Here is a 21,683-nt window from a genome sequence, read left to right on the forward strand (position 1 = left end):
CGCCACGAGGTGTCGCCAGCCGCCCGAAAATCCGTGGAACCGCACTCTCGTGTGCCGTTACCGTTCTCCCGCCCGCATTTGCCCTGTCAAGGACGTGCCGTTGTACACCAAGTGAGACCCCCTGAGCGCTGATCCGTCGCGCGTCGCACCTGTGCGCCGCGCTCCTTTTCGCTGCGGTCTTCTCACTGGAACCGGTGTATCTCTGTGTCCAAGAACCGGGTGGTCGTGCCCACCTGCCTGTCGATAGTTCTCCGCCGTTGCCACACGTGCGCCTCCGGGCGCTTCCGGGCGAACGGCGCATTCCGCGTCAACGCGAACCGCAAGCTCCTCGACGCCTGGCTCCTCGCGCTGCGCGCCGGGTGCGGGGACACGATCAAGGTCACTGTCCTGGAGCGGATGAACGTGCGTTCCGTGCGGCCCGAGGTCCTGAACCTGCTGCACGACAGCGACCCCGGCCTGGCAGCCGAGCTGCTCCAGGACCCGGTCGTACGGCGCCGCGACGTGGCCGGCCCGGGTCGGACCGAGCGGCCGGCCTGGCAGTCGCCGTACGGTCCGCCGCCGCACCGGGCGCACCGCGGCCGGTGGGCGCCCGTGCCGGGGTTGGCCTGGTCTCGGTCCGCTCTGCGGCGGGGATACGTGTGCGACCGGTGCGTCTGAGCGCCGAAGGTTTCCGCTCTTCGCGAGCCCAGGTCGAGGGACTGCCCGCAGAGGGGGACCTCGTGTCGACAGTCCCCCCGAGCGGCAAGCTCTCGGGCGACTTCACCTTCATGCTCAAGCGCTGAGTCCTTCCGGCCCGGGGCCTGTCCGGCAGTATCCGATCCGCCGGACAGGTCCTGGCGACAACACCGCACCGGAGTGGCGTGACACACTTTTGCAAGCAGGTGCTTGCAAAAGTTAGCGAGGGTGCGGCAAGGTGGAGGCATGGCATCGCTCAACGTCGGCAACCTTGGTGAGTATCTGCGGGAACAGCGGCGCACCGCGCAGCTGTCGCTGCGGCAGCTCGCCGACGCCGCCGGGGTGTCCAATCCGTATCTGAGCCAGATCGAGCGCGGGCTGCGCAAGCCGAGCGCGGAGGTGCTCCAGCAGGTCGCCAAGGCGCTGCGGATCTCCGCCGAGACGCTGTACGTGCGGGCCGGCATTCTCGACGCCGAGCGGGACCGGGACGAGGTCGAGACGCGCGCCGTCATCCTCGCCGATCCCACGCTGAACGAGCGGCAGAAGCAGGTGCTGCTCCAGATCTACGAGTCCTTCCGCAAGGAGAACGGATTCGAGATCGCGCCGGCGGACGAGACCGCTCACGGCATCGAAGTGCCCGGCACCGACGAGAGCCGCGGCACCGACGTACCCACGGCTCAGGACATACCGGGCGCCCAGCCTTCACAGGACACCGCCGTCCGCGGCCCCCGCACGGCCGACGGCAGCGATGCCGGTCCGCAGCAGACCGCGAGTTGACCGCATGCGGATCACCACAACCCTCAGCTGAAAGCGATTACGGGAGGACCATCGCCATGGCCATCACCGACGACATCCGCAAGGCCGCCACCGACCCGACGCCGCTCTACTTCCTCGCCGGCACCGCCGACCTGGCCGTTCAGCAGGCGAAGAAGGTCCCCGGCATCGTGGAGCAGATCCGTGCCGAGGCTCCGGCGCGCATCGACACCGTGAAGAACATCGACCCGAACGCCGTCCAGGAGAAGGCCACCGCCCGCGCCAAGGAGGCGCAGGAGAACCTTCAGGCCAAGGTGACGGAATTCATCAGCACCCTCGACACCGACCTGAAGAAGCTCGGTGAGTCCGCCCAGGACTTCGCCCTGCGCGGTGTCGGCGTCGCCGCCGAGTACGCCGTCAAGGCCCGGGAGACGTACGAGAAGGTCGCCGAGCACGGCGAGCAGACCGTACGGACCTGGCGCGGCGAGGCCGCCGACGAGATCGAGGAACTCGCCATCGCCGTCGAGCCGAACGCCGAGACGGCCGAGGTCAAGGAAGAGGAGAAGCCGGCGGCCGCCGCCGAGGACTCTTCCTCCAAGAAGTCCCCGGCGAAGAAGGCCCCGACCCGCAAGCCGGTCGCCAAGAAGACGGCTCCGCCCCCGAAGTAGGCGAGCGGCGCCAAGACAACTCCGCCTTACGCGGACGGGCCGGGCACTCTCGGAGTTCCCGGCCCGTTCTCCGGGTACGGTGGCCATAGAGACGACTCGACCCGGGCGGTGGGCATTGTGCTGATGACGGCATTCGGCGGCCTGATGTGGCTGATCTTCACAGCCATGCTCGTGCTGGCCGTGGTGGCGCTGGTGATGGCCGCGGTCGCCCGCGAGGACGCCTACCGCGCCGCCGACAAGCAGAACAAGATGTTCTGGCTGATCATCCTCGGCATCACCGTGGCGGTGAACCTCCTGGTGCCGATGCTCTTCCTGCAGATCGCCGGCCTGATCGCCACGATCGTCTTCTTCGTCGACGTCCGCCCCGCGCTGCGCCAGGTCTCCGGTGGCGGCGGCCGCGGCCGCCGCGGCGGAAGCAGCAGCGACGGCCCGTACGGCCCGTACAACGGCGGCCGTTAGGACACCCACCATCTGGGTGTGGTGGTACGCGGTGGTCGTCAGGACAGCCACCATCTGAATGTGGCTGCATGCGGTGGTCGGTAGGACACCCACCATCCGGATGTGGCGGCACGCGGCACCCGGTAGGGCACTCACCATCTGAGACGGCGCGGCGCGCCGTGGTCGGTGGATCACCCGCCATCCGAGATGGCGCGGCGCGCGGGGGCGGTAGGACCCCCCCCCGCTACGCGGCAGTCGGACGCTACGGCGTCCTGTCCAGCAGCAGTACGGCCACGTCGTCCGCCAGCTCCCCGCCGTTGAGTTCGCGCGCCTCGTTCACCGCCGCACGCAGCAACTCCTCGCCCTGGAGCCCCTGGGCGAGCTGGCGGCGGACCATCTCCACCATGCCGTCCAGGCCAAGGCGTTCGTTGCCTACTCCGGTGTGGCCCTCGATCAGGCCGTCGGTGTAGAGCATCAGGCTCCACGCGGCACCCAGTTCCACCTGCATGCGCGGCCAGCGGGCGTTCGGGAGCAGACCGAGCGCGGGGCCGTTGTTCTCGTACGGCAGCAGTTCGGCGGGCCGCCCCGGGCGGGCGATCAGCGGCGACGGGTGGCCGGCGAGGCAGAGCCCGGCGCGGCGGCCGTCCGGCGCGATGTCCACGGTGCACAGCGTCGCGAAGATCTCGTCGTTCTCGCGCTCGTGCTCCAGTACCTGCTGCAGCGTGGACAGGAGTTCGTCGCCGCACAGGCCCGCGAAGGTCAGCGCGCGCCAGGCGATGCGCAGTTCCACGCCGAGCGCCGCCTCGTCGGGTCCGTGCCCGCAGACGTCGCCGATCATCGCGTGCACCGTGCCGTCGGCCGTGCGCACGGTGTCGTAGAAGTCGCCGCCGAGCAGCGCGCGCGAGCGACCGGGACGGTAGCGCGCGGCGAAGCGCAGGGGGGAGCCCTCCAGCAGCGGGGTCGGCAGCAGGCCGCGCTCCAGACGGGCGTTCTCCTGGGCGCGCAGCTTGGACTCGGTGAGCCGCCGTTCGGCCTTGTCGGAACGTTTCCGCTCCACCGCGTACCGGATCGCGCGGCTCAGCAGCCGGCTGTCCAGCTCGTCGCGGAAGAGGTAGTCCTGGGCGCCGACGCGCACCGCCTCCGCGCCGCGCTCGGCGTCGCCGGACGCGGTGAGCGCGAGGACGGCGTGCCCGGGCGCGAGCCGCAGCACGTGCTTGAGCGTCGCCAGCTCGTCGGCGCTGTCCGCCGCCCGTCCCGGCGCGGGCAGCGCGAGGTCGAGCAGGATGCAGTGGACGTCGTCGGTGAGCAGTCGCTCGGCCTCGGTGAGGTTGCGGGCGGTGCGGACACGGATCGGCTTGCCGGCCGCGTCGAGCATTTCGGGCACACCGAGCGAACCCGCCGGGTCGTCTTCGATGACCAGGAGGGTCAGGTTGGTGGTGCTGCCTACAGGGGTCGTGGCGCGAAGTTCCGGTGCTGTCCCGGCGGGGCCGCCGGTTGTGTCTCCGGATGGGCCGCCGGGTGAGAACACGGCTTGAGCCAGACCACTTTCCACGGCCGGGATCGCTCTCTGCCGCGGTACGGGTACGGGCATCGTCTGGGTTCCTTCCCTCCCCCCGAGGGCGTGGTGGGCGAAGGACCTCGACCCACCGACGGGGACCATAGCGCCCGGCGGTGCCGCAACGGAATGCCGTAGGGCGCGGCGCCGGGCAAAGGGCCACCGTCATATGCCGCATCCCGTAACGCATTTGGACAGGACGCGGTTCTGCCAGGGATGACGAAGGTCACGTCCTCGTGGTTGCGAGGGCGGGGCAACCGTGCGGTGGGTCACGTGCGGTGGGTCACGCGTGCTGCGTCACGCGTGGTCCTCAGGCGCGGGCCGCCCTCAGGCACCACCCCTCAGCCACGGGCCCGCAGGCACCGGCGCTCAGGCAACGTGCCTCAGACACGGGCCCTCAGGCACGGTGCGTCCCGCGTGCTGCGGGCACGGTGGGTCCCGCGTGCTGTGCCAGGCGCCCTGCCTCACGCGGGGTGCGTCCCGCGTGCCGCCTTCCTGTGATGCGCGGCGTCGGGTGCCGCGCGCCGCGGCCTACGCGGCCTGCCTACGCGGCCTGCCTACGCGGCCTGCCTACGCGTCCGGTCGTACGACGCCCAGAATCTGCATCGAACCCGCCCCCGTGATGGTCACCGTGCGTCCGGGACGTGGGGCGTGCACGACCGCGCCGTCTCCTATGTACATCCCGACATGGCTGGCGTCGTCGAAGTAGATGATCAGGTCGCCGGGGCGCATGTCCTCGACGGCGACGTGCTTGAGCTGCTTCCACTGCTCCTGCGAGGTGCGCGGGATGGGGTGACCGGCGGCCGCCCAGGCCTGCGAGGTGAGCCCCGAGCAGTCGAACGTCTTCGGGCCCTCGGCGCCCCACTCGTACGGCTTGCCGATCTGGTCGGTCGCGTACTTCACGGCCTTCCTGCCCTCCTCGGACGCCTCGCTCTTGATCGCCGCGAGGACCCCGGAGCTCAGCCAGGCCGACTGCGCCTGGTACGCGGCCTCCTCCTCCAGCTTCGCCAGCCGCTCCTTCTCCTTCTCCTCCAGCTGGGACTCCAGCTTCTCGGCGGCGGAGATCCGCTGTTTGATCTTCGTCTTGGCCTCGGCCCTGGCCTTGCGGTTGTCCTCCAGCTTCCGCCACTGCGCGGAGGCGTCCTTCGCGTACTGCTGCAAGTCCTGCTGGGTGCGCGTCATCTCGCCCAGCAGTCCCTTGGTGGCGTGCTCGCCCTGCCGTACCCGCCCCGCGCCGTCGAGGAACTCCTGCGGGTCGTCGCTCAGCCACAGCCGCGCCTGGGGCGGCAGCCCGCCGCCCCGGTACTGCGCGCGGGCCGCGGCACCCGCGCGGTCCTTCAGCTTGTCCAGCTTTGTCTGGCCCTTGACGATCTCCCGGGCCAGATCGACGATCTCGGCGGACTGCTTCTCGGCCTTCTCCTCGGCGGCGTTGTACGCGTCCGTGGCGACCGCCGCCTCGTGGTACAGCTTGTCCAGCTTCTTGCGGACCGCTTCAAGGTCCTTGTTGCTCACGGGTGTCGGGGTCGCCGTGGGGGTTCTGGTCGGCGCCGGTGTCGGTGCCGGGCTCGCGTAGGCCGTCCCTGATGTCGCCAGCACCACGCAGGCACACGCGCAGGCCAGGGCCACGGCCGCCGTGGTCAGGCTCCCCTTGCCGGATCCCATTACTCCGCCCCCAAACTGATTTACCGTCAGTAACATACGGCCGCCTCGGGGATCGTGCCATGTCGGCGCGCAATGCGACAGAGCCGGGCAAGAACTCCCTCCCCCGGCCTGCGGGCCGGGCACGAACTCCCTTCCCCAAGGCCCGCTTCGGCATGACGATCTCATCCCTTCGCGTGTGTGACGTGCGACTCGGGGAGATCGTTCCCTGCGGGACACGCACTGGTCGTGTCCCGGACGCTTGGGCCGACCGGTTCGGCGCTCTCGGGCCGATCCGCTCCGCGGCTCCCCGGGCCGAAGGGCCCGCCGTCCGCTGTCGTGGCCGGTCAGGCGCGGGGCGCCAACGACTCCCAGCGCACTGTCACTTCGCCCTGGCGCCAGCGGGTGACCCCGTCCGTGACCGGCCAGTCGGCCCTCAGGTCGCGGACCGTGCGTATCCAGCGCTGCCGGGCGCCGTACGCGGCGTACGGCGCGGCGGCCGCCCAGGCGCGGTCGAAGTCGCGCAGGAAGGCGTGCACGGGCTCGCCCGGGACATTGCGGTGGATGAGGGCCTTCGGCAGCCGCTCGGCCAGGTCGGACGGGCGGTCGAGGGAGCCGAGCCGGGTGGCGAAGGTGACCGTGCGCGGGCCTTCCGGGCCGAGGGCGACCCAGACGTGCCGACGGCCGATCTCGTCGCAGGTGCCCTCGACGAGCAGTCCGCCCCGGGAGCCGTGGCCCGCCGGTGCGAGCCGCGCGCGCAGCCGCTGCCAGACCTCCGCGACCTGCTCCTCGTCGTACTGGCGCAGTACGTTCGCCGCCCGGATCAGGTGCGGCCGGCCCGGCACCGGGACCTCGAAGCCGCCGTGCCGGAAGGCGAGGCCCTCGCGTTCGTATGGGCGGGCGGCGGTGACCCGGGCCGGTTCGATCTCGATGCCGAAGACGTGGGTGCGGGGTGCGGTGGTGCGCAGACGGGCCAGCAGCTCGACCGCGGTCCAGGGCGCCGCGCCGTAGCCGAGGTCGACCGCCCTGGGCTCCGGGGTCCTGCGGAGTTCGGCGCCGTGCACCGCCGCGATCCAGCGGTCCATGCGGCGCAGACGGTTGGGATTCGTCGTCCCGCGCGTCACCGTACCCACGATGGGGGTGCCCGCGCTCGAGCGAAGCCGAGAGTGGGGGCGGGACGCTGCGCGGGATGTCATGCGTACGAGAGTAGGCGGCCCCGGCGAGGACCGGGCGAGCCTGTGGACAACCCGCGGCCGACCCCCGGCCCGCTGTGGAAAACCCTGGTGGGTCCCGGTGGGCAGGGAGGCAGACGCATCCCCGTGTCGAACGGTTGAGCGATATGCGGTAATGATTCGGCAAAGAGGAAATGGAGCGGAGACCTCCGGCGTTCCACCTCCTGGAGGGCGTGACACGTCCTCCGAAAGGCATGCCCGCAGCAAGGAGGAACGCGACGTGAGCCAGTACGTCAGCAGGCTCGGGCGTCGCTCTCCGGCGGCACCCTCACGGCTCAGGCTGCACCGCAGGCCCCGTCGCGTAGCGATGCTCTCCGTGCACACCTCGCCCCTGCACCAGCCCGGCACGGGCGACGCGGGCGGGATGAACGTCTACATCGTGGAGCTCGCCCAGCGGCTCGCCGCCATCAACATCGAGGTCGAGATCTTCACGCGGGCCACCACGGCCGCCCTCCCGCCGACCGTCGAGCTGGCTCCGGGCGTTCTCGTCCGGCACGTCGACGCGGGCCCCTACGAAGGCCTCGCCAAGGAAGACCTGCCCGCCCAGCTGTGCGCGTTCACGCACGGTGTCATGCAGGCCTGGGCCGGACACCGCCCCGGCTACTACGACCTCGTGCACTCGCACTACTGGCTCTCCGGCCACGTCGGCTGGCTGGCCGCCGAGCGCTGGGGCGCGCCCCTGGTGCACGCGATGCACACCATGGCCAAGGTCAAGAACGCGGCGCTGGCCGAGGGCGACACCCCCGAGCCCGCCGCCCGCGTCATCGGCGAGACCCAGATCGTGCGCGCCGCCGACCGCCTCATCGCGAACACCGCGGAGGAGGCCGACGAGCTCGTGCGCCACTACGAGGCCGAGGCCGGCAAGGTCGCCGTCGTCCACCCGGGCGTCAACCTCGACCGCTTCCGCCCCGCCGACGGCCGTGCCGCCGCCCGCGCCCGGCTCGGCCTCCCGCAGGACGCCCTGATCCCCCTCTTCGCGGGCCGCATACAGCCCCTGAAAGCCCCCGACGTGCTGCTGCGCGCGGTCGCCGTGCTGCTCGACGAGCGGCCGGAGCTGCGCAGCAGGATCGTCGTCCCCGTGGTGGGCGGTCCGAGCGGCAGCGGGCTCGCCAAGCCCGAAGGGCTCCAGAAGCTGGCCGCGCGGCTGGGCATCGCCGATGTCGTGCGGTTCCGGCCGCCCGTCGGGCAGGACCAGCTCGCGGACTGGTTCCGGGCCGCGTCCGTGCTGGTCATGCCCTCGTACAGCGAGTCCTTCGGGCTGGTCGCCATCGAGGCGCAGGCGGCCGGCACGCCGGTGCTCGCGGCCGAGGTCGGCGGCCTGCCGGTGGCCGTCCGTCACCAGGAGACCGGCTTCCTCGTCCCCGGCCACCGACCCGCCGACTACGCGCGCGTGCTGGGCGAGTTCGCCGACGACGAGACCCTGGCTGCCCGGATGGGCGCAGCCGCGGCGCGCCACGCGGAGCACTTCGGCTGGGACACCGCGGCCGCGGCGACGGCAGACGTGTACATGGCCGCGACGCAGGACCACCGTCGCCGGGTGCGCGCGCACCACGCCTGACGCGGGACCACCGGCGCCGGTGGCCCGCCCGTCACGCCTGACGCGGGTCACGTACGCTCCCCTCATGGCTGACGCAGCGTCGATCATCGAGCGGGTCCTCACCGAGGCCGAACTGGAGTGGGAAAGCCCCCGGACGGGCTCGTACGTCGTGAAACTGCCCGGCACCCGCAAGCTCTCGACGACGGTCTCGCTGATCGTCGGCAAGCACTCGCTGTCACTGAACGCGTTCGTGATCCGCCACCCCGACGAGAACCGCGAAGCGGTCCATCGCTGGCTCCTGGAGCGCAATCTCAAGCTCTACGGGGTCGCCTACGCGGTCGACTCCCTCGGCGATGTGTACCTGGTCGGCAAGCTGCCGCTGACCGCCGTCACCCCGGAGGAGGTCGACCGTCTTCTCGGCTCCGTCCTCGAAGCCGCCGACGGTTCCTTCAACACCCTTCTGGAGCTCGGCTTCGCCTCCGCGATCCGCAAGGAGTACGCCTGGCGGGTGTCCCGCGGCGAATCGACGCGCAATCTGGACGCGTTCACACATCTGACTCAGCGTCCCGCCGACTGACCCTCACCGTCCGGTCATCAGGCATTGCGTGATCCCTTGCATTGCCTGACCTCTTCTTGCGTGACCCCTTCCGTGCCCGGGGTCCTCGTGGCATGCTCGCGGCCGACGCAGATCTGAACGTCGTTCACATCCATGAAATCGCACGAGAGTCACATGGAAGGGCGGACGGGCATGACCAACAGGGACGGGTACACAGGCATCACCAGACGGGCCCTGCTCGGCAGCGCCACGGCCGTGGCGGCCACCGCCGTGACCGGCGCGAGTGCGGCGACGGCCGCCGCATCGCCCGGGGCCACGGCGCCGACACCGTCACCCGCGCGCGGGACGGCCGCCGGGGCCTCCGCGGATGCGCCGTCCGGGGGCGCTCCGGGCGCCCTCACCCGGCCGGGTGAAGTCCCTGAGCTCTGGCGCGCGTTCACCCGCTCGCCGTTCACCCACCCGCAGATCCCGTACGTCGGCAGGGCCGGCTCGCGCCGCGGAGCGGTGCGCTTCCCCCGCCGCCCCGTCGTGGCCGACATCCGGGACCACGGCGCCGTCGCCGACGACGGCACGACGGACTGCGCTCCCGCGATCAACCGTGCCATCGCCGCTGCCGGTAGGGCCGGCGGTGGCACGGTCACCATCCCGCCCGGCACGTTCCGCATCGACGACCTGATCCACATCGGTCACTCGAACGTGATCCTCCGGGGCGCCGGCAGCGGCCGTACCACGCTGCTCGCGACCAAGAACCTCACCGAGCTGATCGGTGCCTACGGATCCCGCTACGGCGGCGACAAGTCGTCCTGGTCCTGGGCCGGCGGCCTCATCTGGCTCGCCCCCACGGCCCGTTGGGACTCCCTCGTCGCCGCCATCAGGGCGAAGGCGTGGCCCTTCGAGGGCTGGACCGGCAACAAGCGTGACGCCTGGCAGACCCTCACGACGGTCGAGCCCGCACGCCAGGGCTCCTGGACGGTGACCGTCGCGGACGCCTCGAAGCTGCGCCCCGGCACGCTCGTCCTCCTCCGCCTCGCCGACGACGCGGACCATACGCTCCTGGAGCACATGTCGGGCGGCGGACCCGGCCCCGAGGCGTACTTCTGGGACGACAAGACCAAACTGACCTCGTACGTCCCCTACGAGTGGCCCGTCCGTATCGCGCGCGTGCGCGGCCGCAGGGTCACCCTCGAACGCCCCCTCCCGCTCGACGTACGCCCGCAGTGGGACCCGCGACTGACCACGCATGTGGAGGAACTGACGGGCTCGGGGGTGGAGGGGCTGACCCTGGAGGCGGTGGAGACACCGCAGTCGCAGCACCTCCTCGACAAGGGCTACAACGGCGTCGTCCTCCAGTGCGCCTACGACTGCTGGGTGGACGACGTCACGGTCCGCCACGTCGACAACGGATTCGGCCTCGTCGCCGCCTCCGCCTGCACCCTGCGCCGTACGAGGGTCGCGGGACGCGGCTCGCACCACCCGTACTTCTGCCGCGAGGGCTCGCACGACAACCTGATCGAGGACTTCACCGTCGAGGAACGCACCGTCCCCGCGCCCGCCGGAACCCAGCTGCACGGCATCAACGTCGAGGGCCTGTCCTCGTACAACGTCTGGTCGCGCGGCGACATGCGGATGGGCACCTTCGACTCCCACCGCGGCCTGCCGTTCGCGAACGTCCGCACCGACATCACCGTCGACAACGACGGCCGGCACGGCGGCGACGCCTCCGCCGGGCCCCTGTTCGGCGCGCGCTTCACCCACTGGAACATCCGGGTCACCAACGGCCGGGCCGGCCTGATGAAGATCGACGGCCTCGCTCCCTACAGCGCCACCGTCGGCGTCAACGAGGTCACCGAGTTCGACCAGATCGACGTACCCGACTTCACCGGGGACCTGCACTCCCGCCTGGAGCTGTACGGGACGACGGACGTCGTACGGCCGCGCAATCTGTACGAGGCCCAACGCGGCCTCCAGACCCGGCCCAGGGCCGCGGTCACCGGTCCGGTACCGCTCACGACCGTGCGTACCGGCCCGGAGTCACTCCCACCAACCGCCTGAAATGGCGGGTGAGATGGGACTGGTCGTAGAAGCCGGTCGCGGTGGCCACCTCGCCCGGTGGCCGTCCGTCGAGCAGCAGGCGGCGGGCGCGGTCCACGCGGCGGGACATCAGGTACTGGTGCGGGGCGATGCCGAACGCGCCGCTGAACGCCCGGACCAGATGGGCGGGATGGGCGTGCACGAGCCGTGCGGCCTCGTCGAGGGCGATCCCCTCGACGAGCCGTGCGTCGAGGAGTTCGCGCAGCTGCTGGGCGAGCGGTCGGTCGGGGCGCGAGGGTTCCACGGCCGACCGGGGCCGCAGCAGGCCGCGCAGCCGGTCCCCGATCAGCGTCAGCCTGCTGTCGGCCTCCAGCTCGTCCCCGGGGTGCGCGAGCGCCGTGTGCATCTGCCCGACCCGGCGCCGCAGTACGGGATCCACCAGATCGGGCCCGTCCACCGCCGGCCCGATGAGGTCGTCGGCCAGGCGCGAGCTGTCCAGGTAGAGGACCCGCTTGCGGAAGCCGTGCTCGGTGGCCGGCGCACCGTTGTGCGGGATGTGCGGCGGCAGCAGGGACACCGTGTCGTGCGGGGTGCCGTGCTCATGCCGGTCGAGGTCGTACCGGACGGCGCCGTCGTCGACGATCAGCAGAGTCCAGGCCTCGTGCACGTGCATCGGGTACGCGTACTCGGTGTAGTGCGCGTGGAAGACCTCGACGACGCCCGGGATGCTCGGGCGCCACGCGGAGATCTCCCGCCGGGGGGCCATGCAAAGAACGTACAAGACGAGGACGTACGCCGGTCGGCAGTCTCAGTGCATGAGCAGCGTGAGCAGCATGAACGTCTCCGACGACGCACCCGTCCGCTTCGACACGAAGATCGCCGTCGTTCTGCGCGAAGACCTGGAGCCCTGGCAGCGGCTCAATGTGACCGCCTTCCTTGTCAGCGGCCTGGGCACGGCCGTCCCCGAGGTGATCGGTGAGCCCTACGAGGACGCCGACGCGGTCGCCTACCTGCCGATGTTCCGCCAGCCCGTCATGGTCTTCGAGGCGTCCAAGGAGACGCTGACCGCCGCCCACGGCCGCGCGCTCTCCCGCGCGCTGCCGCGGGCGCTCTTCACGTCCGACCTGTTCGCCACGGGCAACGATCGGGACAACCGTACGGCCGTACGGGCCGTACGGACCGGTGACCTGGACCTGGTGGGTCTCGCGGTCCATGGGCCGCGGAGCGCGGTGGACAAGGTGGTGAAGGGGGCGCGGATGCATCCGTGAGGGCGGGGGCTCAAGGGGGGTAGACGGACACCCCGGCCCGGGGCTCGGTTCTCAGGCCGGGGCGGACTCCGTGCGGGTTGCCGGGGCGGCCTCCACCGCTGGGCCGCAGCCCACGGCGGCGGGGCCGACCTCGACGACCACCTCGTCGGCGAGCGACGTCTGAAGGGGCTCCCGTACCGACTCGCGTACGTGCTCACGCACCGACTCCTCCGCCGGGAGCCGCCGCATGAGCAGCCCGTATCCGAGCCCCGCCGCCGTGCCGACCACCGCGCACAGCCCCCAGAGCCAGGCCGCGCCGAAGCGGTCGATGACGACGCCGGACATCACGGGGGCGATGAGCGCGGCGAGCGCCCAGGAGAGGGTGTACATGCCCTGGTAGCGGCCGCGGCCGTGGACGGGGGAGAGGCGGACGACGAGACCTGTCTGCGTCGGGGCGTTGACGATCTCGGCGAGGGTCCACACGCAGACGGTGAGCGTGAAGACCCCCAGCGACCCGGCGAAGGCGGTGAGCCCGAACCCGTATCCCGCGAGCAGCGACGAGATGACGAGGAGGCGCTTGGGGTCCCGGTGCTCGATGAAACGGCTGACCGGGATCTGGAGCGCGACGATCAGTACGCCGTTGACGGCGATCGCCGTGCCGTAGTCGGCCGGGGTGAAACCGGCTCGGCCCATGGCGACCGGCAGTCCGACGGAGCCCTGCTGGAAGATGAGGGCGACGAGGAACGACAGCCCGACGACGCTCATGAACCGTCCGTCGCGCAGCACGGTCCCGAGCCCGACCGCGGGCTCCGTCTCCTTGGCGACCTGCACGGGCCTGGACTCCGGGAGCTTCGCGAAGACGACGAAGGCGCAGACGAGGGTCATGCCGGCCTCGATGAGGAAGCCCGCGAGGTAACTGAACTCGGCGATGAAGCCGGCGCCCATGGAGGAGACGGCGAAACCGAGGTTGATGGCCCAGTAGTTGAGGGAGAAGGCGCGGACGCGGTCCTCGGGCCGGACGATGTCGGCCATCATCGCCTGCACGGCGGGCCGGGAGGCGTTGCTGGCCATGCCGACCAGGAAGGCGACCGAGGCGATGGCCACCGGGTGGTGCATGAAGCCGAGCAGCGCGACCGAACCGGCCGTCGACACCTGCGCGACGAGCAGCGTTGGCCGCCGCCCGAACCGGTCGGTCATCACTCCGGCGACGAGCGAGGAGACCACGCCGCCGAGGCCGTGCAGGGACGCGACCAGACCCGCGTACGAGGCGGAGTAGCCGCGGTCGAGGGTCAGGTACAGGGCCATGAAGGTGGCGACGAAGGCCCCGAGCCGGTTGACGAGTGTGCTGGTCCACAGCCACCAGAACTCGCGGGGGAGCCCTGAGACGGTCTCCCGGACGGCACGTCTCAGGACGGCGTGTGGCATGGATCCCCCACGGATGTAAGCGGCTCGGGCGGTGCGCACAACTTACGAGCGGGCTGCCTCGGAGAGCCACTCAATTAACAGATGCCGTCAACTGAAGGACGGCGCGGGAAGCCGGGAGCGGCGAGGCGGCGACTCCCGTGTCCGACTGATGGCCGAGGGCGCGAGCGGTCGCGGGGTTCGATTACGCTCGGAGCCATGGCCGACGCACCGTACAAGCTGATCCTCCTCCGCCACGGCGAGAGCGAATGGAACGCGAAGAACCTGTTCACCGGTTGGGTGGACGTCAACCTCAACGAGAAGGGCGAGAAGGAGGCAGTGCGCGGCGGTGAGCTGCTCAAGGACGCCGGCCTGCTGCCCGACGTGGTCCACACCTCGCTCCAGAAGCGCGCGATCCGCACCGCGCAGCTGGCCCTGGAGTCCGCGGACCGCCACTGGATCCCGGTCCACCGCAGCTGGCGCCTGAACGAGCGTCACTACGGAGCCCTTCAGGGCAAGGACAAGGCCCAGACCCTCGCCGAGTACGGCGAGGAGCAGTTCATGCTCTGGCGCCGCTCGTACGACACCCCGCCGCCGCCGCTCGACCGCGACGCCGAGTACTCCCAGTTCGACGACGCGCGCTACGCGGCGCTGCCGCCGGAGCTGCGCCCGCAGACGGAGTGCCTCAAGGACGTCGTCGTCCGCATGCTTCCGTACTGGTTCGACGGCATCGTCCCGGACCTCCTGACCGGTCGTACGGTCCTGGTCGCGGCCCACGGCAACTCGCTCCGCGCCCTGGTCAAGCACCTCGACGGCATCTCCGACGCCGACATCGCGGGCCTGAACATCCCCACCGGCATCCCCCTCTCCTACGAGCTGGACGCCGACTTCAAGCCCCTCAACCCGGGCGGCACCTACCTCGACCCGGACGCGGCAGCGGCAGCGATCGAGGCGGTCAAGAACCAGGGCAAGAAGAAGTAACGCGCCACCAGCGAGCCCCCGACCTGCTGTTTCTTGGCAGGGCGGGGGCTTTTTGGTGGGGCTGGGCCGTCCCTGGGCCGTCAGGTGCTTCGGCGGGTCGTCAGATCCGTCGGCGCGAGCGGCGGATGCGGATGTCGAGGACGATCAGCAGGGCCGTGGGGATGGCGACTTCGACGGGGGCGTGAGCCCAGAGGGCGAGGGTGCCGCCAGCCGTGCCTACGAGCGCCATGGGCAGATCGCGAGGATGGATGTCGACGGTGACGCCTGTGCGTGGGACCATGGGGCCTCCATGTGTGATCGGTTCCTGGCTAGGGTTTCCGAGCGCAGAAATGGAAGCGAATGCCGCCCCTGCACGGGCGGCATTCGCATGCTGCGGAAACTTTCCCATAGTCGTCACGTGTGAACCAAACGCACAGCTAGGCGCCACCTTGTCCATTTGGATGGACAGATTGTCCACGACCGTGGACAGCTAGAGCGCTCCGAAAACCTTGGAAAACTTTCCAAACTTTCCAATCTTTTCAGGAGTCGTCTCGTGTCGACCCACGTGACTCCCCGCCGCCCCTGGTGCCTCGTGCTGCCTCGCTCTTCAGGGACGTCGCCACCGTTGTTGCGCGCTAGCCAGGGATCCCCGCTCCTGGCAGGGGGCAGGGATCCGGTTAGTCGCTAAGCGGCACTGATCGGCTTTACGGTTTCGCCTTAACGGCATTGCTTGTTCGTCTTTACTGGTCAGTGATTACTGGTTCGGCATTACGGGTTAGAGATTACTGGTTCGGCATTACGGATTTCTTATCTGGTCTGTGAGCGCATTGCTCGTCTCGTAGGTGCCCGCAATCGCCTTCCGGGTACGCTCCTGGCTCGACGGCATGAGGTGCGCGTAGACCCGAAGCGTCAGCCCTGGATCCGAGTGGCCGAGGTACTCGGCCAGGGCCTTGATGTTCTCCCCGGCATCCAGGAGCACCGACGCGTAGAAGTGCCGCAGCGCGTGCATGCCGTTCTCGCGGGACTCGACGTGCGGTTGTCCACGCTCGGGGGCCGGGATCACCCCGGCGCCGGCCAGCGCCCGCTTCCACGCCTCCTCGTTGAGCGACGTGCGCCAGACATGACCCCCGCGCGGTCCGGTGAAGATCAGTCGCTTGGTCACCGGAGGACCGTCCGCGACCTTCAACGGCAACGTGATTTCGACCGGCGGGAACTCCTTCATGTGTGCCCGGAGGGCGTCAGCGACCGGCCCGGGGAGCGGCACGTCCCGAAGCTTGCCGCCCTTCGGCGGCGCGAACACGGCCTTGCTGCGGCTCAGCTTGAGTTGCTGGACCACGTGAAGCGTGTCCGACTCGAAGTCGATCGCGTCGACAGCGACGCCGAGGATCTCGCCCTGCCGGAGTCCGCAGCCACCGCCCAGGTCGACCATCGCTCGGAACCGCTCAGGCATAGCGGCGCGAACAGCGAAGACCCTTTCCGGCGTCCACGGCTTAACGCGCTTCGTGTCGACAGTCGGCGGCCGGACCGAGCGAGCCGCACACGGGTTGCGGGGGAGATGCCCGTCATCTACGGCGGCGCTCAGCGCAGCGCGCACGTTGGAGTAGATCGTCCGGGCGTACGAGCCCCGGACGCCGTTCTTCTGAAGCTGCCGCACCCAGTCGCGGATGTGGGCGGGTTGGAAGGACCCGAGGGGGCGCGTACCCAGATACGGGAAGGCGTGCAGTCGAAGCTGCGACTCCATCGAGGCCTGCGTGTTCGGGTCAGCGCCCTGGGCCTCCACCCAGCGTTCGGCGTACTGCTGGAAGGTGATCCGGGCCGCGCGCGGGTCGATGTACTGCCCGCGCGCCATGTCCGCCTCGATGTGGGCGAGCCACTGATCGGCAAGCCGCTTCTGCCGGTCGGGAAAGCTCTTGGCTTTCTCCGTACCGTCCGGGCCGATGTAGCGCGCCCGGTAGCGAAGTCCGGAGCCGTAGCGATCGCTCTTGGCCCTGCGGACCTTGCCGTCCGGACCCGTCTCGCTCTTGTACCAGCGGTCTTGGATGTGTCCGGCCATCAGGCAACAGCCCCTTCCATCAGGGACTCGACCCAGGCCCGGACGTCATCGGGGTCGTAGCGCAGGTGCCGGCCGACCCGGAAGCCGCGGGGGCCGGTGCGCTTCCGGCGCCATTGGTAGACCGTCTCGATCGGCACGCCCAGAAGTTCGGCGACGTCCAACGGAGTGAGGTACCGCGCTGGAAGGGGGCGCGGCTCGTCGGGAACGCGCGCCACGGTAAGGCGCCGCTCAGCCATGGGTGGGTTCTCCTTCTGTTCCGGGGGCGGGTTCGAGGGATGCGGCGAGCCAGGCTTCGGCCGAGGACAGGCCCGTTCCGGCGAAGACCCAGTGCGAGACGACGAGGGTCGTCGTGTCGATGTCGCCCGCGGTGGCTGCTGGGGCTTGTGCGCGGCGCCATTCGGCGCGGGCGGTGCGGAGGGCGCCGAGGGTGGTGGAGTAGCGGCGGGACTTGGTGGAGAAGTGGCCGCGGAAGCCGAGCATGTGAGCCCAGGCCCGGAGTCGGAGATCTTCTAACTCCTTGCGCATGCCGAGAGTCCAGGCGGTACGGATCAGCTGGCGGGCGTGGTCGCTGATGTCGAGCTGTGCCAGTTCGGCGAGGAACTTGAGCGGGCGGTCGAGAGCTCCCGTGGCGGTCTCGGCTCCCTTGGTGGCGTACTTGGCGATGTACGAGGCGACAGCCCGCTCAGTCAGCTCCTGGCCACCGTCGAAGTCGGGGGAGCGGATCGTACGGACGTCGAGCTGACGGCCGAAGGTGAACGTGCGCGCGCGTCCGTCGATGACCGGGCCGTCCACGCGAACGTGAGCAGCGGCAGCAGCGATGGCCTCGGTGAGCAGTTCGGCGGTGGCCCAGGCCGGAGGCGGTGTGTCGCCGCCCTCGGGGCCGTCGATGCGGATGACGGCGTGGAAGTGGACGGCTCCGCGCTTCTGGTACTCGGCGACCTTGGCGAAGGAGACGCGGGCGTACTGGCGGAACGCGCGCTGTGAGAGTCCGGCGCGCTTGGCGACCTCGCGGCGCAGGTAGGTGGAGAAGCGCCGCCAGAGCGGACCGGCGTGGGCGTTCCAGAGGACAGCCGCTTCGTAGTTGTACGTGTCCGGGTCGAGCGGGGTGCTGAGTGCGGCGTCGTTCTGGTCGTGGTGGACGCCGCAGCGGCAGCGGCGGACCGAACCGGCCGGGCCGGTGGGGCGGTTGTGGACGGGGCCGAAGCTCGGGGCGGTGAAGGTGGCGAAGACCCGGGGGTGCGCGGCGACGCGTTCCGGGACGCCCTTGCCGCCGCGCAGGCCGCTGGTGATCAGGTGGAAGGTGTCGCGGCGGTAGACCTCGGCGCAGGTTTCGCAACGGGTCGCGCGGCGGTTGTTGCAGCGGACCAGGAGGTGACCGGCCGGGAGGCCGGCGGAGTCGAGTCGGTGGAGGACGTTGCCGATCTCGCCGGTGCGGGTGTTCACGTCGTACTCGGTGCGGTGGCCGTCGAGGCGGATCGGGTGGGTGCAGCCGCCGAGGCCGGAGAGTTGCCGCAGCAGTTCGGGCATGGTGCCGAGCGAGGCCAGTTCGGCGAGTTCGGGCAGCGGTGGTGGTGTGGAGCGGGTGATGATGGCGTTCTCCTTCTGGCTTCGGCTAGGAGGGGTAGGGCCCCCGGGGCGGCGGATGCTTGGCGGTATCGAGGCCGTCCCGGGGGTCTGTTGTTCGGCGGGTTTCAGCGGCGGTGGTGGTCGCGGAGCATCGAGCGCAGGACCACGGCGGCGATGGCCACGGAGATGGCCGTGACGGCGACGGCGGCCAGGAGCGCGGTGAGGACGACTCCGCCGGCGAGAACGGCCGCGACCGCCCCGGTGCTGATGGAGACCTGCGGGACCGCACGTCGTGCGGGTGCCGGATCGGCCGGGGCGTGGCTGTGCGCGGGCGGCGGGGTCGGGTTCTCGGGGTACTTGGGCAGGAATACGGCGAACCTCTCCTTGCCTACTCGTCTAGTCGTGTGAGCCGTTTATGACGTCCACGCCGGATCGCGTACCGGAGTCGATGGCCGGGGCCATGAAGGTCTGCGAGAGCAGGAAGCCGAACAGGGCGATCACGACGACGACCCAGGTACGGACGCCGAGGAACTTGATCGCTCCCCAGGCGATGAACCCGAGGACGAGGACAAGCGGCAGGCTGACGGTCACGGGAGCGGGTCCTTTCAGCGGACGGAGCAGCGGTGAGTGCGGGCGGCCAGTTCGGCGGCGGCGCGGCTGTCGTAGTCGGCGGAGAAGCCGCAGCGCGGGGCGGTGCAGGCGGCGGTGTGCTTCTCGCGGCCACGGCTTTCGTAGGACGTGCCGACCTGTACGGGGCCGATGCGGGTGACGGAGCGGAAGCGGCGATTGGCGGTCACGCGGATCTCCTTTCAGAGCTGAGCGGCGATGGCGTCGGCCATGGGGGCAGGGACGCCGAGGCGGGCGCGAAGGGTCGGAGCGTCGATGGCCGCTCCCGTACGGGCCTGGTGTTCGGCGGCGACCTTGCGAGCGTGCTCGACCAGAGCGGCCGGGACGGATACGGCAGGCGGAGTTGGGGTCGGTTCGGATGTCGGTTGCGCGGGGAGCTCCGGTACGACTTCGGGCACGTCCTCCTGATCCGTGGCGTCCTCGGCCTCCTCGTGAGGCTCTGGAACCGAGTGGGCGAGGAGCGTGCCGCCGAGGAAGGCGACCGCGGGCCAGCCCGCGACGAGGATGCGAAGCCACGCCGGGACCTGGTCCAGATCGAGGAGCCCGGCGGTGGCGACGTTCGCGCCGAGGGATGCGACGAGCGCGATGACGAACCAGCACCACCCAGCGGCGATTGCGTCACCAGCCCGGAGCCGTCGCCAGGCCGCGACGAGCAGCAGATCGACCGAGACGGGATACGCCCACGCCTTCCACCCGTCCTGACCGGCCGCCGAGGCGACATCGTGCAGGTGGGCGAACGACAGCGCGGCGGCGATGACCGCTTGGACGAGCACCGCGTCGATACGAGCCAGTTGGGCGCGCATGCTGCGGCTCCTTCCTGATTCAGGCATGGCGGGGGTAGGGACATGGCGCGAGACGGTCACGCCGGCCGAGAGGGAGCAGGAAGGCTCAGTCGGTCACAGGGCGAGGCTGGACAGCCGGGGCCGGAGACTCGACGGGGCGTACGGGAACGTAGGGCCGGAAGGGCTTGAGCGCGGGCAGGTCGGGCACCAGGTGCGCCGACTCCCAGCAGATCTCGGCAGCGTCGCCGAGCGAGAGGTACGGCGTGCGGATGCGGGACCAGCCGCCGGAGGAGTCTCCCGCGACGGCGAGGCCGGGGCTCTCGGGCGCGATGGCGCAGGCGGCGGAGACCGCCTCGGGGGCAATGTCGCCGAGGGCCATTTTGGCGGAGGCTTCGTCATTGACGCGGTGGCAGACACGGCCGGTCAACTGGGCCCGGAGCATGGTCGCCCCCTTGCCGAGTTCGGCGCCGAAGCGCTGCCCGCAGACCTCCAGGTAGATCCCGGAGGCGCGGCCGAGCTGGGCAAGTCGGATGAGCTGGGTGACCATCTCGTCGCGCCGTTCCTCGTCCTTGCGTGTGGCGACGAGGAAGAGTTCGGCCACCTCGTCGACGAACAGCACGATCGGGACAGGGCGTTCGTCCTCGGGAAGCCCCCAGACGTCTGAGGTGATCTCCTCGTCGGGCGTACTCGGGGCGAGTCCCTGACGGGCCTTGATCAGTTCGTACCGCTCCTCCATCTCTTGGATGAGCGCGGGCAGCAGCTCGGCTGCCTGCTCGGGGTCGGTGGCCAGGGCAGAGAGCCGTGGGGCGAAGGGGGAGAGTTCCACGCCGCGCTTGCAGTCGATGCCGACCAGGGCGACGGGTTGCCGGGCGAGACCGGCGACGAGGTGGCGTAGGTACATGGACTTACCGGAGAGCGTTGCGCCGAGGGTGAGTTGGTGAGGGATGGCGCGGTAGTCGCGTACGAACGGGGTGGCGTCCTCGCGCAGGGCCACGGGCACTTTGAGGAGCCCGGACGCAACCTTGCGAGGCATCCGCACGCGCCGCAGAACGTCGAAGCCGACGAGCCGGAGTTCGACCACGCCGGGCTTGACCGTGCTGACGTACACGGCGTGAACTCCCCAGGCGTGCCGCAGCCGTTCGGCCGATGCCGCCACGTCCGCCGGCTCCTGTCCTGGGGCGAGCCGGAGGCGCAGGCGTAACCCGGTCGACGTGGGGCGGATGATGCCCCGGCGGGGCGGTACCGGCCGGACCTCACGGCGGGTGGTGGCCTTGACCGCCAGGACCCGCAGCCGGGACGGAGCCACGGTCAGCCCGCACGCCTCCATGACCGAGCTGTACGAACCGAGCAGCCGGGCCGTGGATATCGGCAGGCCGACCGTGGACCAGTAGACGCCCGGGTGTTTGGCCCGGGTGTAGGCAGCCGCGCCGCCGAGCGCGGCGACAGGACCACCCACCTCCAGGAGCGTTGTCAGGTCGGTCATCAGGCCGTGGCCCCCATGGCGGCCGGGAACACGGCCGGAGTGACGGCGGCGGAGCGGTAGGCGATGCCGTGCCGCTGCTGACCGTTGAACACGCTCTCCCACGGCCGGGCCACGAGGCCGGGCAGCGAGACCGGCGCCCCGAGCGTGAGCCCTTCGGACACCCCGCTCTCGGGAACGGTGACCTTGATCAGGGACGACTCCCCTTCCTCGATGTAGACGACGCCGATCGTCATCAGGGCCTCGCCACTGACGGCGTCCTTCGCGATCTCGCCGGTCTGACGGTCGCGGACCTTGGGCTCGGGCGCCTCGGTCAGCAGGATCGTCGCGGCCGAGGTCTCCACACGGATGGTGCGCAAGATTTCTTCCCATCTACTCGTCTAGATAAGGTGCAGTCTTTGAACCCGATGACTTCGGGAACGCCAACCACACTGCCACACAACTTGGCCACTCGTCTATACGAGTAGGGCTGTTGGGGTGTACG

The 21,683-nt window shown here is 70.5% G+C and carries 24 protein-coding genes; 9 read left to right on the forward strand and 15 right to left on the reverse strand.

Translation table 11 applies throughout. The features are described from left to right. Nucleotides 1–204: 204 nt before the first annotated feature. From ABZX90_RS32870 to ABZX90_RS32885, 4 genes are all read left to right on the forward strand, one after another. Entirely contained in the window at nt 205–657 is a 453-nt protein-coding gene (locus ABZX90_RS32870) for a DUF1062 domain-containing protein (protein WP_351131655.1), read from the forward strand. Nucleotides 658–921: 264 nt separating this feature from the next. After that, nucleotides 922–1,452 carry a helix-turn-helix transcriptional regulator gene (locus ABZX90_RS32875; protein WP_351131656.1) on the forward strand — a complete coding sequence of 177 codons (531 nt, stop codon included), beginning with the start codon at nt 922–924 and terminating at the stop codon, nt 1,450–1,452. A 56-nt stretch (nt 1,453–1,508) separates the two neighbouring features. Further along, the gene (locus ABZX90_RS32880; RefSeq protein WP_355210978.1) at nt 1,509–2,096 is read left to right on the forward strand and encodes a hypothetical protein; all 588 of its coding nucleotides are present in this window, start codon (nt 1,509–1,511) and stop codon (nt 2,094–2,096) included. Between the two features lie 117 nt (nt 2,097–2,213). Next, entirely contained in the window at nt 2,214–2,555 is a 342-nt protein-coding gene (locus tag ABZX90_RS32885; protein WP_351131659.1) for a DUF2516 family protein, read from the forward strand. A 241-nt stretch (nt 2,556–2,796) separates the two neighbouring features. On the opposite strand, the gene ABZX90_RS32890 is transcribed toward ABZX90_RS32885, so the two are convergent. From ABZX90_RS32890 to ABZX90_RS32900, 3 genes are all read right to left on the reverse strand, one after another. Further along, a complete protein-coding gene (locus ABZX90_RS32890; RefSeq protein WP_351131661.1) occupies nt 2,797–4,125 on the reverse strand; it encodes a SpoIIE family protein phosphatase in 1,329 nt (442 codons plus the stop codon). Nucleotides 4,126–4,659: 534 nt separating this feature from the next. Beyond that, nucleotides 4,660–5,751 carry an NlpC/P60 family protein gene (locus ABZX90_RS32895; RefSeq protein WP_355210981.1) on the reverse strand — a complete coding sequence of 364 codons (1,092 nt, stop codon included), beginning with the start codon at nt 5,749–5,751 and terminating at the stop codon, nt 4,660–4,662. A gap of 323 nt (nt 5,752–6,074) precedes the next feature. Further along, entirely contained in the window at nt 6,075–6,860 is a 786-nt protein-coding gene (locus tag ABZX90_RS32900) for a class I SAM-dependent methyltransferase (protein ID WP_351120827.1), read from the reverse strand. A gap of 319 nt (nt 6,861–7,179) precedes the next feature. On the opposite strand from ABZX90_RS32900, the gene mshA reads away from it, so the two are divergent. From mshA to ABZX90_RS32915, 3 genes are all read left to right on the forward strand, one after another. After that, nucleotides 7,180–8,517 (forward strand): D-inositol-3-phosphate glycosyltransferase, encoded by a 1,338-nt coding sequence (gene mshA, locus ABZX90_RS32905; protein ID WP_351120798.1) that lies wholly within the window; start codon nt 7,180–7,182, stop codon nt 8,515–8,517. 64 nt (nt 8,518–8,581) lie between these two features. Continuing rightward, nucleotides 8,582–9,073 carry a YbjN domain-containing protein gene (locus tag ABZX90_RS32910; RefSeq protein ID WP_355210984.1) on the forward strand — a complete coding sequence of 164 codons (492 nt, stop codon included), beginning with the start codon at nt 8,582–8,584 and terminating at the stop codon, nt 9,071–9,073. A 171-nt stretch (nt 9,074–9,244) separates the two neighbouring features. Next, on the forward strand, nt 9,245–11,104 hold the full coding sequence (locus tag ABZX90_RS32915) for a glycosyl hydrolase family 28-related protein (RefSeq protein WP_355210987.1): 1,860 nt from the start codon (nt 9,245–9,247) through the stop codon (nt 11,102–11,104). Here ABZX90_RS32915 and ABZX90_RS32920 read toward each other — a convergent pair. Then, nucleotides 11,058–11,849: an AraC family transcriptional regulator gene (locus ABZX90_RS32920; protein WP_355210990.1), complete on the reverse strand. Its 792-nt coding sequence runs from the start codon at nt 11,847–11,849 to the stop codon at nt 11,058–11,060. The genes ABZX90_RS32915 and ABZX90_RS32920 overlap by 47 nt on opposite strands. 49 nt (nt 11,850–11,898) lie before the next feature. Between ABZX90_RS32920 and ABZX90_RS32925 the strand changes: the two genes are divergently transcribed. Beyond that, nucleotides 11,899–12,351 carry a DUF2000 domain-containing protein gene (locus ABZX90_RS32925; RefSeq protein ID WP_355210993.1) on the forward strand — a complete coding sequence of 151 codons (453 nt, stop codon included), beginning with the start codon at nt 11,899–11,901 and terminating at the stop codon, nt 12,349–12,351. Between the two features lie 51 nt (nt 12,352–12,402). On the opposite strand, the gene ABZX90_RS32930 is transcribed toward ABZX90_RS32925, so the two are convergent. Beyond that, nucleotides 12,403–13,755 carry an MFS transporter gene (locus tag ABZX90_RS32930; protein ID WP_355210996.1) on the reverse strand — a complete coding sequence of 451 codons (1,353 nt, stop codon included), beginning with the start codon at nt 13,753–13,755 and terminating at the stop codon, nt 12,403–12,405. Nucleotides 13,756–13,950: 195 nt separating this feature from the next. Between ABZX90_RS32930 and ABZX90_RS32935 the strand changes: the two genes are divergently transcribed. Then, nucleotides 13,951–14,712, forward strand: a complete 762-nt coding sequence (locus tag ABZX90_RS32935; protein ID WP_326787009.1) for a phosphoglyceromutase — start codon at nt 13,951–13,953, stop codon at nt 14,710–14,712. Between the two features lie 100 nt (nt 14,713–14,812). Here ABZX90_RS32935 and ABZX90_RS32940 read toward each other — a convergent pair whose 3' ends face one another. The 10 genes from ABZX90_RS32940 to ABZX90_RS32985 form a co-directional block, all read right to left on the reverse strand. Then, entirely contained in the window at nt 14,813–14,992 is a 180-nt protein-coding gene (locus tag ABZX90_RS32940; RefSeq protein WP_355210999.1) for a hypothetical protein, read from the reverse strand. A gap of 495 nt (nt 14,993–15,487) precedes the next feature. Next, the gene (locus ABZX90_RS32945) at nt 15,488–16,744 is read right to left on the reverse strand and encodes a site-specific integrase (protein WP_355211002.1); all 1,257 of its coding nucleotides are present in this window, start codon (nt 16,742–16,744) and stop codon (nt 15,488–15,490) included. After that, nucleotides 16,744–16,980, reverse strand: coding sequence for a helix-turn-helix domain-containing protein (locus ABZX90_RS32950; RefSeq protein WP_355211005.1), 237 nt, complete (start codon nt 16,978–16,980; stop codon nt 16,744–16,746). Before ABZX90_RS32950 ends, ABZX90_RS32945 begins: the two co-directional genes overlap by 1 nt. Further along, nucleotides 16,973–18,271 carry a replication initiator gene (locus tag ABZX90_RS32955; RefSeq protein WP_355211008.1) on the reverse strand — a complete coding sequence of 433 codons (1,299 nt, stop codon included), beginning with the start codon at nt 18,269–18,271 and terminating at the stop codon, nt 16,973–16,975. Before ABZX90_RS32955 ends, ABZX90_RS32950 begins: the two co-directional genes overlap by 8 nt. 164 nt (nt 18,272–18,435) lie before the next feature. Further along, complete coding sequence (locus ABZX90_RS32960; RefSeq protein ID WP_355211059.1) at nt 18,436–18,675, reverse strand: SpdD protein; 240 nt, start codon at nt 18,673–18,675, stop codon at nt 18,436–18,438. 31 nt (nt 18,676–18,706) lie between these two features. Beyond that, the gene (locus ABZX90_RS32965; protein ID WP_355211011.1) at nt 18,707–18,901 is read right to left on the reverse strand and encodes a hypothetical protein; all 195 of its coding nucleotides are present in this window, start codon (nt 18,899–18,901) and stop codon (nt 18,707–18,709) included. Between the two features lie 14 nt (nt 18,902–18,915). Then, nucleotides 18,916–19,107: a mobile element transfer protein gene (locus tag ABZX90_RS32970; protein WP_355211014.1), complete on the reverse strand. Its 192-nt coding sequence runs from the start codon at nt 19,105–19,107 to the stop codon at nt 18,916–18,918. 12 nt (nt 19,108–19,119) lie between these two features. Then, nucleotides 19,120–19,740 (reverse strand): DUF2637 domain-containing protein, encoded by a 621-nt coding sequence (locus ABZX90_RS32975; RefSeq protein WP_355211017.1) that lies wholly within the window; start codon nt 19,738–19,740, stop codon nt 19,120–19,122. A gap of 85 nt (nt 19,741–19,825) precedes the next feature. Further along, nucleotides 19,826–21,202: an FtsK/SpoIIIE domain-containing protein gene (locus ABZX90_RS32980; RefSeq protein WP_355211020.1), complete on the reverse strand. Its 1,377-nt coding sequence runs from the start codon at nt 21,200–21,202 to the stop codon at nt 19,826–19,828. Then, entirely contained in the window at nt 21,202–21,558 is a 357-nt protein-coding gene (locus tag ABZX90_RS32985; protein ID WP_355211023.1) for a hypothetical protein, read from the reverse strand. Before ABZX90_RS32985 ends, ABZX90_RS32980 begins: the two co-directional genes overlap by 1 nt. Between the last annotated feature and the right edge of the window lie 125 nt (nt 21,559–21,683).

Source organism: Streptomyces sp. NPDC002935, assembly GCF_040611295.1.
Classification (GTDB): Bacteria; Actinomycetota; Actinomycetes; order Streptomycetales; family Streptomycetaceae; genus Streptomyces.

Excerpts from the sequence above, each read along its gene's own strand:
- ABZX90_RS32875 (WP_351131656.1), top strand. The coding sequence starts at position 922 with ATGGCATCGCTCAACGTCGGCAACCTTGGTGAGTATCTGCGGGAACAG.
- ABZX90_RS32880 (WP_355210978.1), top strand. The coding sequence starts at position 1,509 with ATGGCCATCACCGACGACATCCGCAAGGCCGCCACCGACCCGACGCCG.
- ABZX90_RS32890 (WP_351131661.1), bottom strand. The coding sequence starts at position 4,125 with ATGCCCGTACCCGTACCGCGGCAGAGAGCGATCCCGGCCGTGGAAAGT.
- ABZX90_RS32895 (WP_355210981.1), bottom strand. The coding sequence starts at position 5,751 with ATGGGATCCGGCAAGGGGAGCCTGACCACGGCGGCCGTGGCCCTGGCC.
- ABZX90_RS32910 (WP_355210984.1), top strand. The coding sequence starts at position 8,582 with ATGGCTGACGCAGCGTCGATCATCGAGCGGGTCCTCACCGAGGCCGAA.
- ABZX90_RS32915 (WP_355210987.1), top strand. The coding sequence starts at position 9,245 with ATGACCAACAGGGACGGGTACACAGGCATCACCAGACGGGCCCTGCTC.
- ABZX90_RS32920 (WP_355210990.1), bottom strand. The coding sequence starts at position 11,849 with ATGGCCCCCCGGCGGGAGATCTCCGCGTGGCGCCCGAGCATCCCGGGC.
- ABZX90_RS32925 (WP_355210993.1), top strand. The coding sequence starts at position 11,899 with ATGAGCAGCGTGAGCAGCATGAACGTCTCCGACGACGCACCCGTCCGC.
- ABZX90_RS32930 (WP_355210996.1), bottom strand. The coding sequence starts at position 13,755 with ATGCCACACGCCGTCCTGAGACGTGCCGTCCGGGAGACCGTCTCAGGG.
- ABZX90_RS32935 (WP_326787009.1), top strand. The coding sequence starts at position 13,951 with ATGGCCGACGCACCGTACAAGCTGATCCTCCTCCGCCACGGCGAGAGC.
- ABZX90_RS32940 (WP_355210999.1), bottom strand. The coding sequence starts at position 14,992 with ATGGTCCCACGCACAGGCGTCACCGTCGACATCCATCCTCGCGATCTG.
- ABZX90_RS32945 (WP_355211002.1), bottom strand. The coding sequence starts at position 16,744 with ATGGCCGGACACATCCAAGACCGCTGGTACAAGAGCGAGACGGGTCCG.
- ABZX90_RS32950 (WP_355211005.1), bottom strand. The coding sequence starts at position 16,980 with ATGGCTGAGCGGCGCCTTACCGTGGCGCGCGTTCCCGACGAGCCGCGC.
- ABZX90_RS32955 (WP_355211008.1), bottom strand. The coding sequence starts at position 18,271 with ATGCCCGAACTGCTGCGGCAACTCTCCGGCCTCGGCGGCTGCACCCAC.
- ABZX90_RS32975 (WP_355211017.1), bottom strand. The coding sequence starts at position 19,740 with ATGCGCGCCCAACTGGCTCGTATCGACGCGGTGCTCGTCCAAGCGGTC.
- ABZX90_RS32980 (WP_355211020.1), bottom strand. The coding sequence starts at position 21,202 with ATGACCGACCTGACAACGCTCCTGGAGGTGGGTGGTCCTGTCGCCGCG.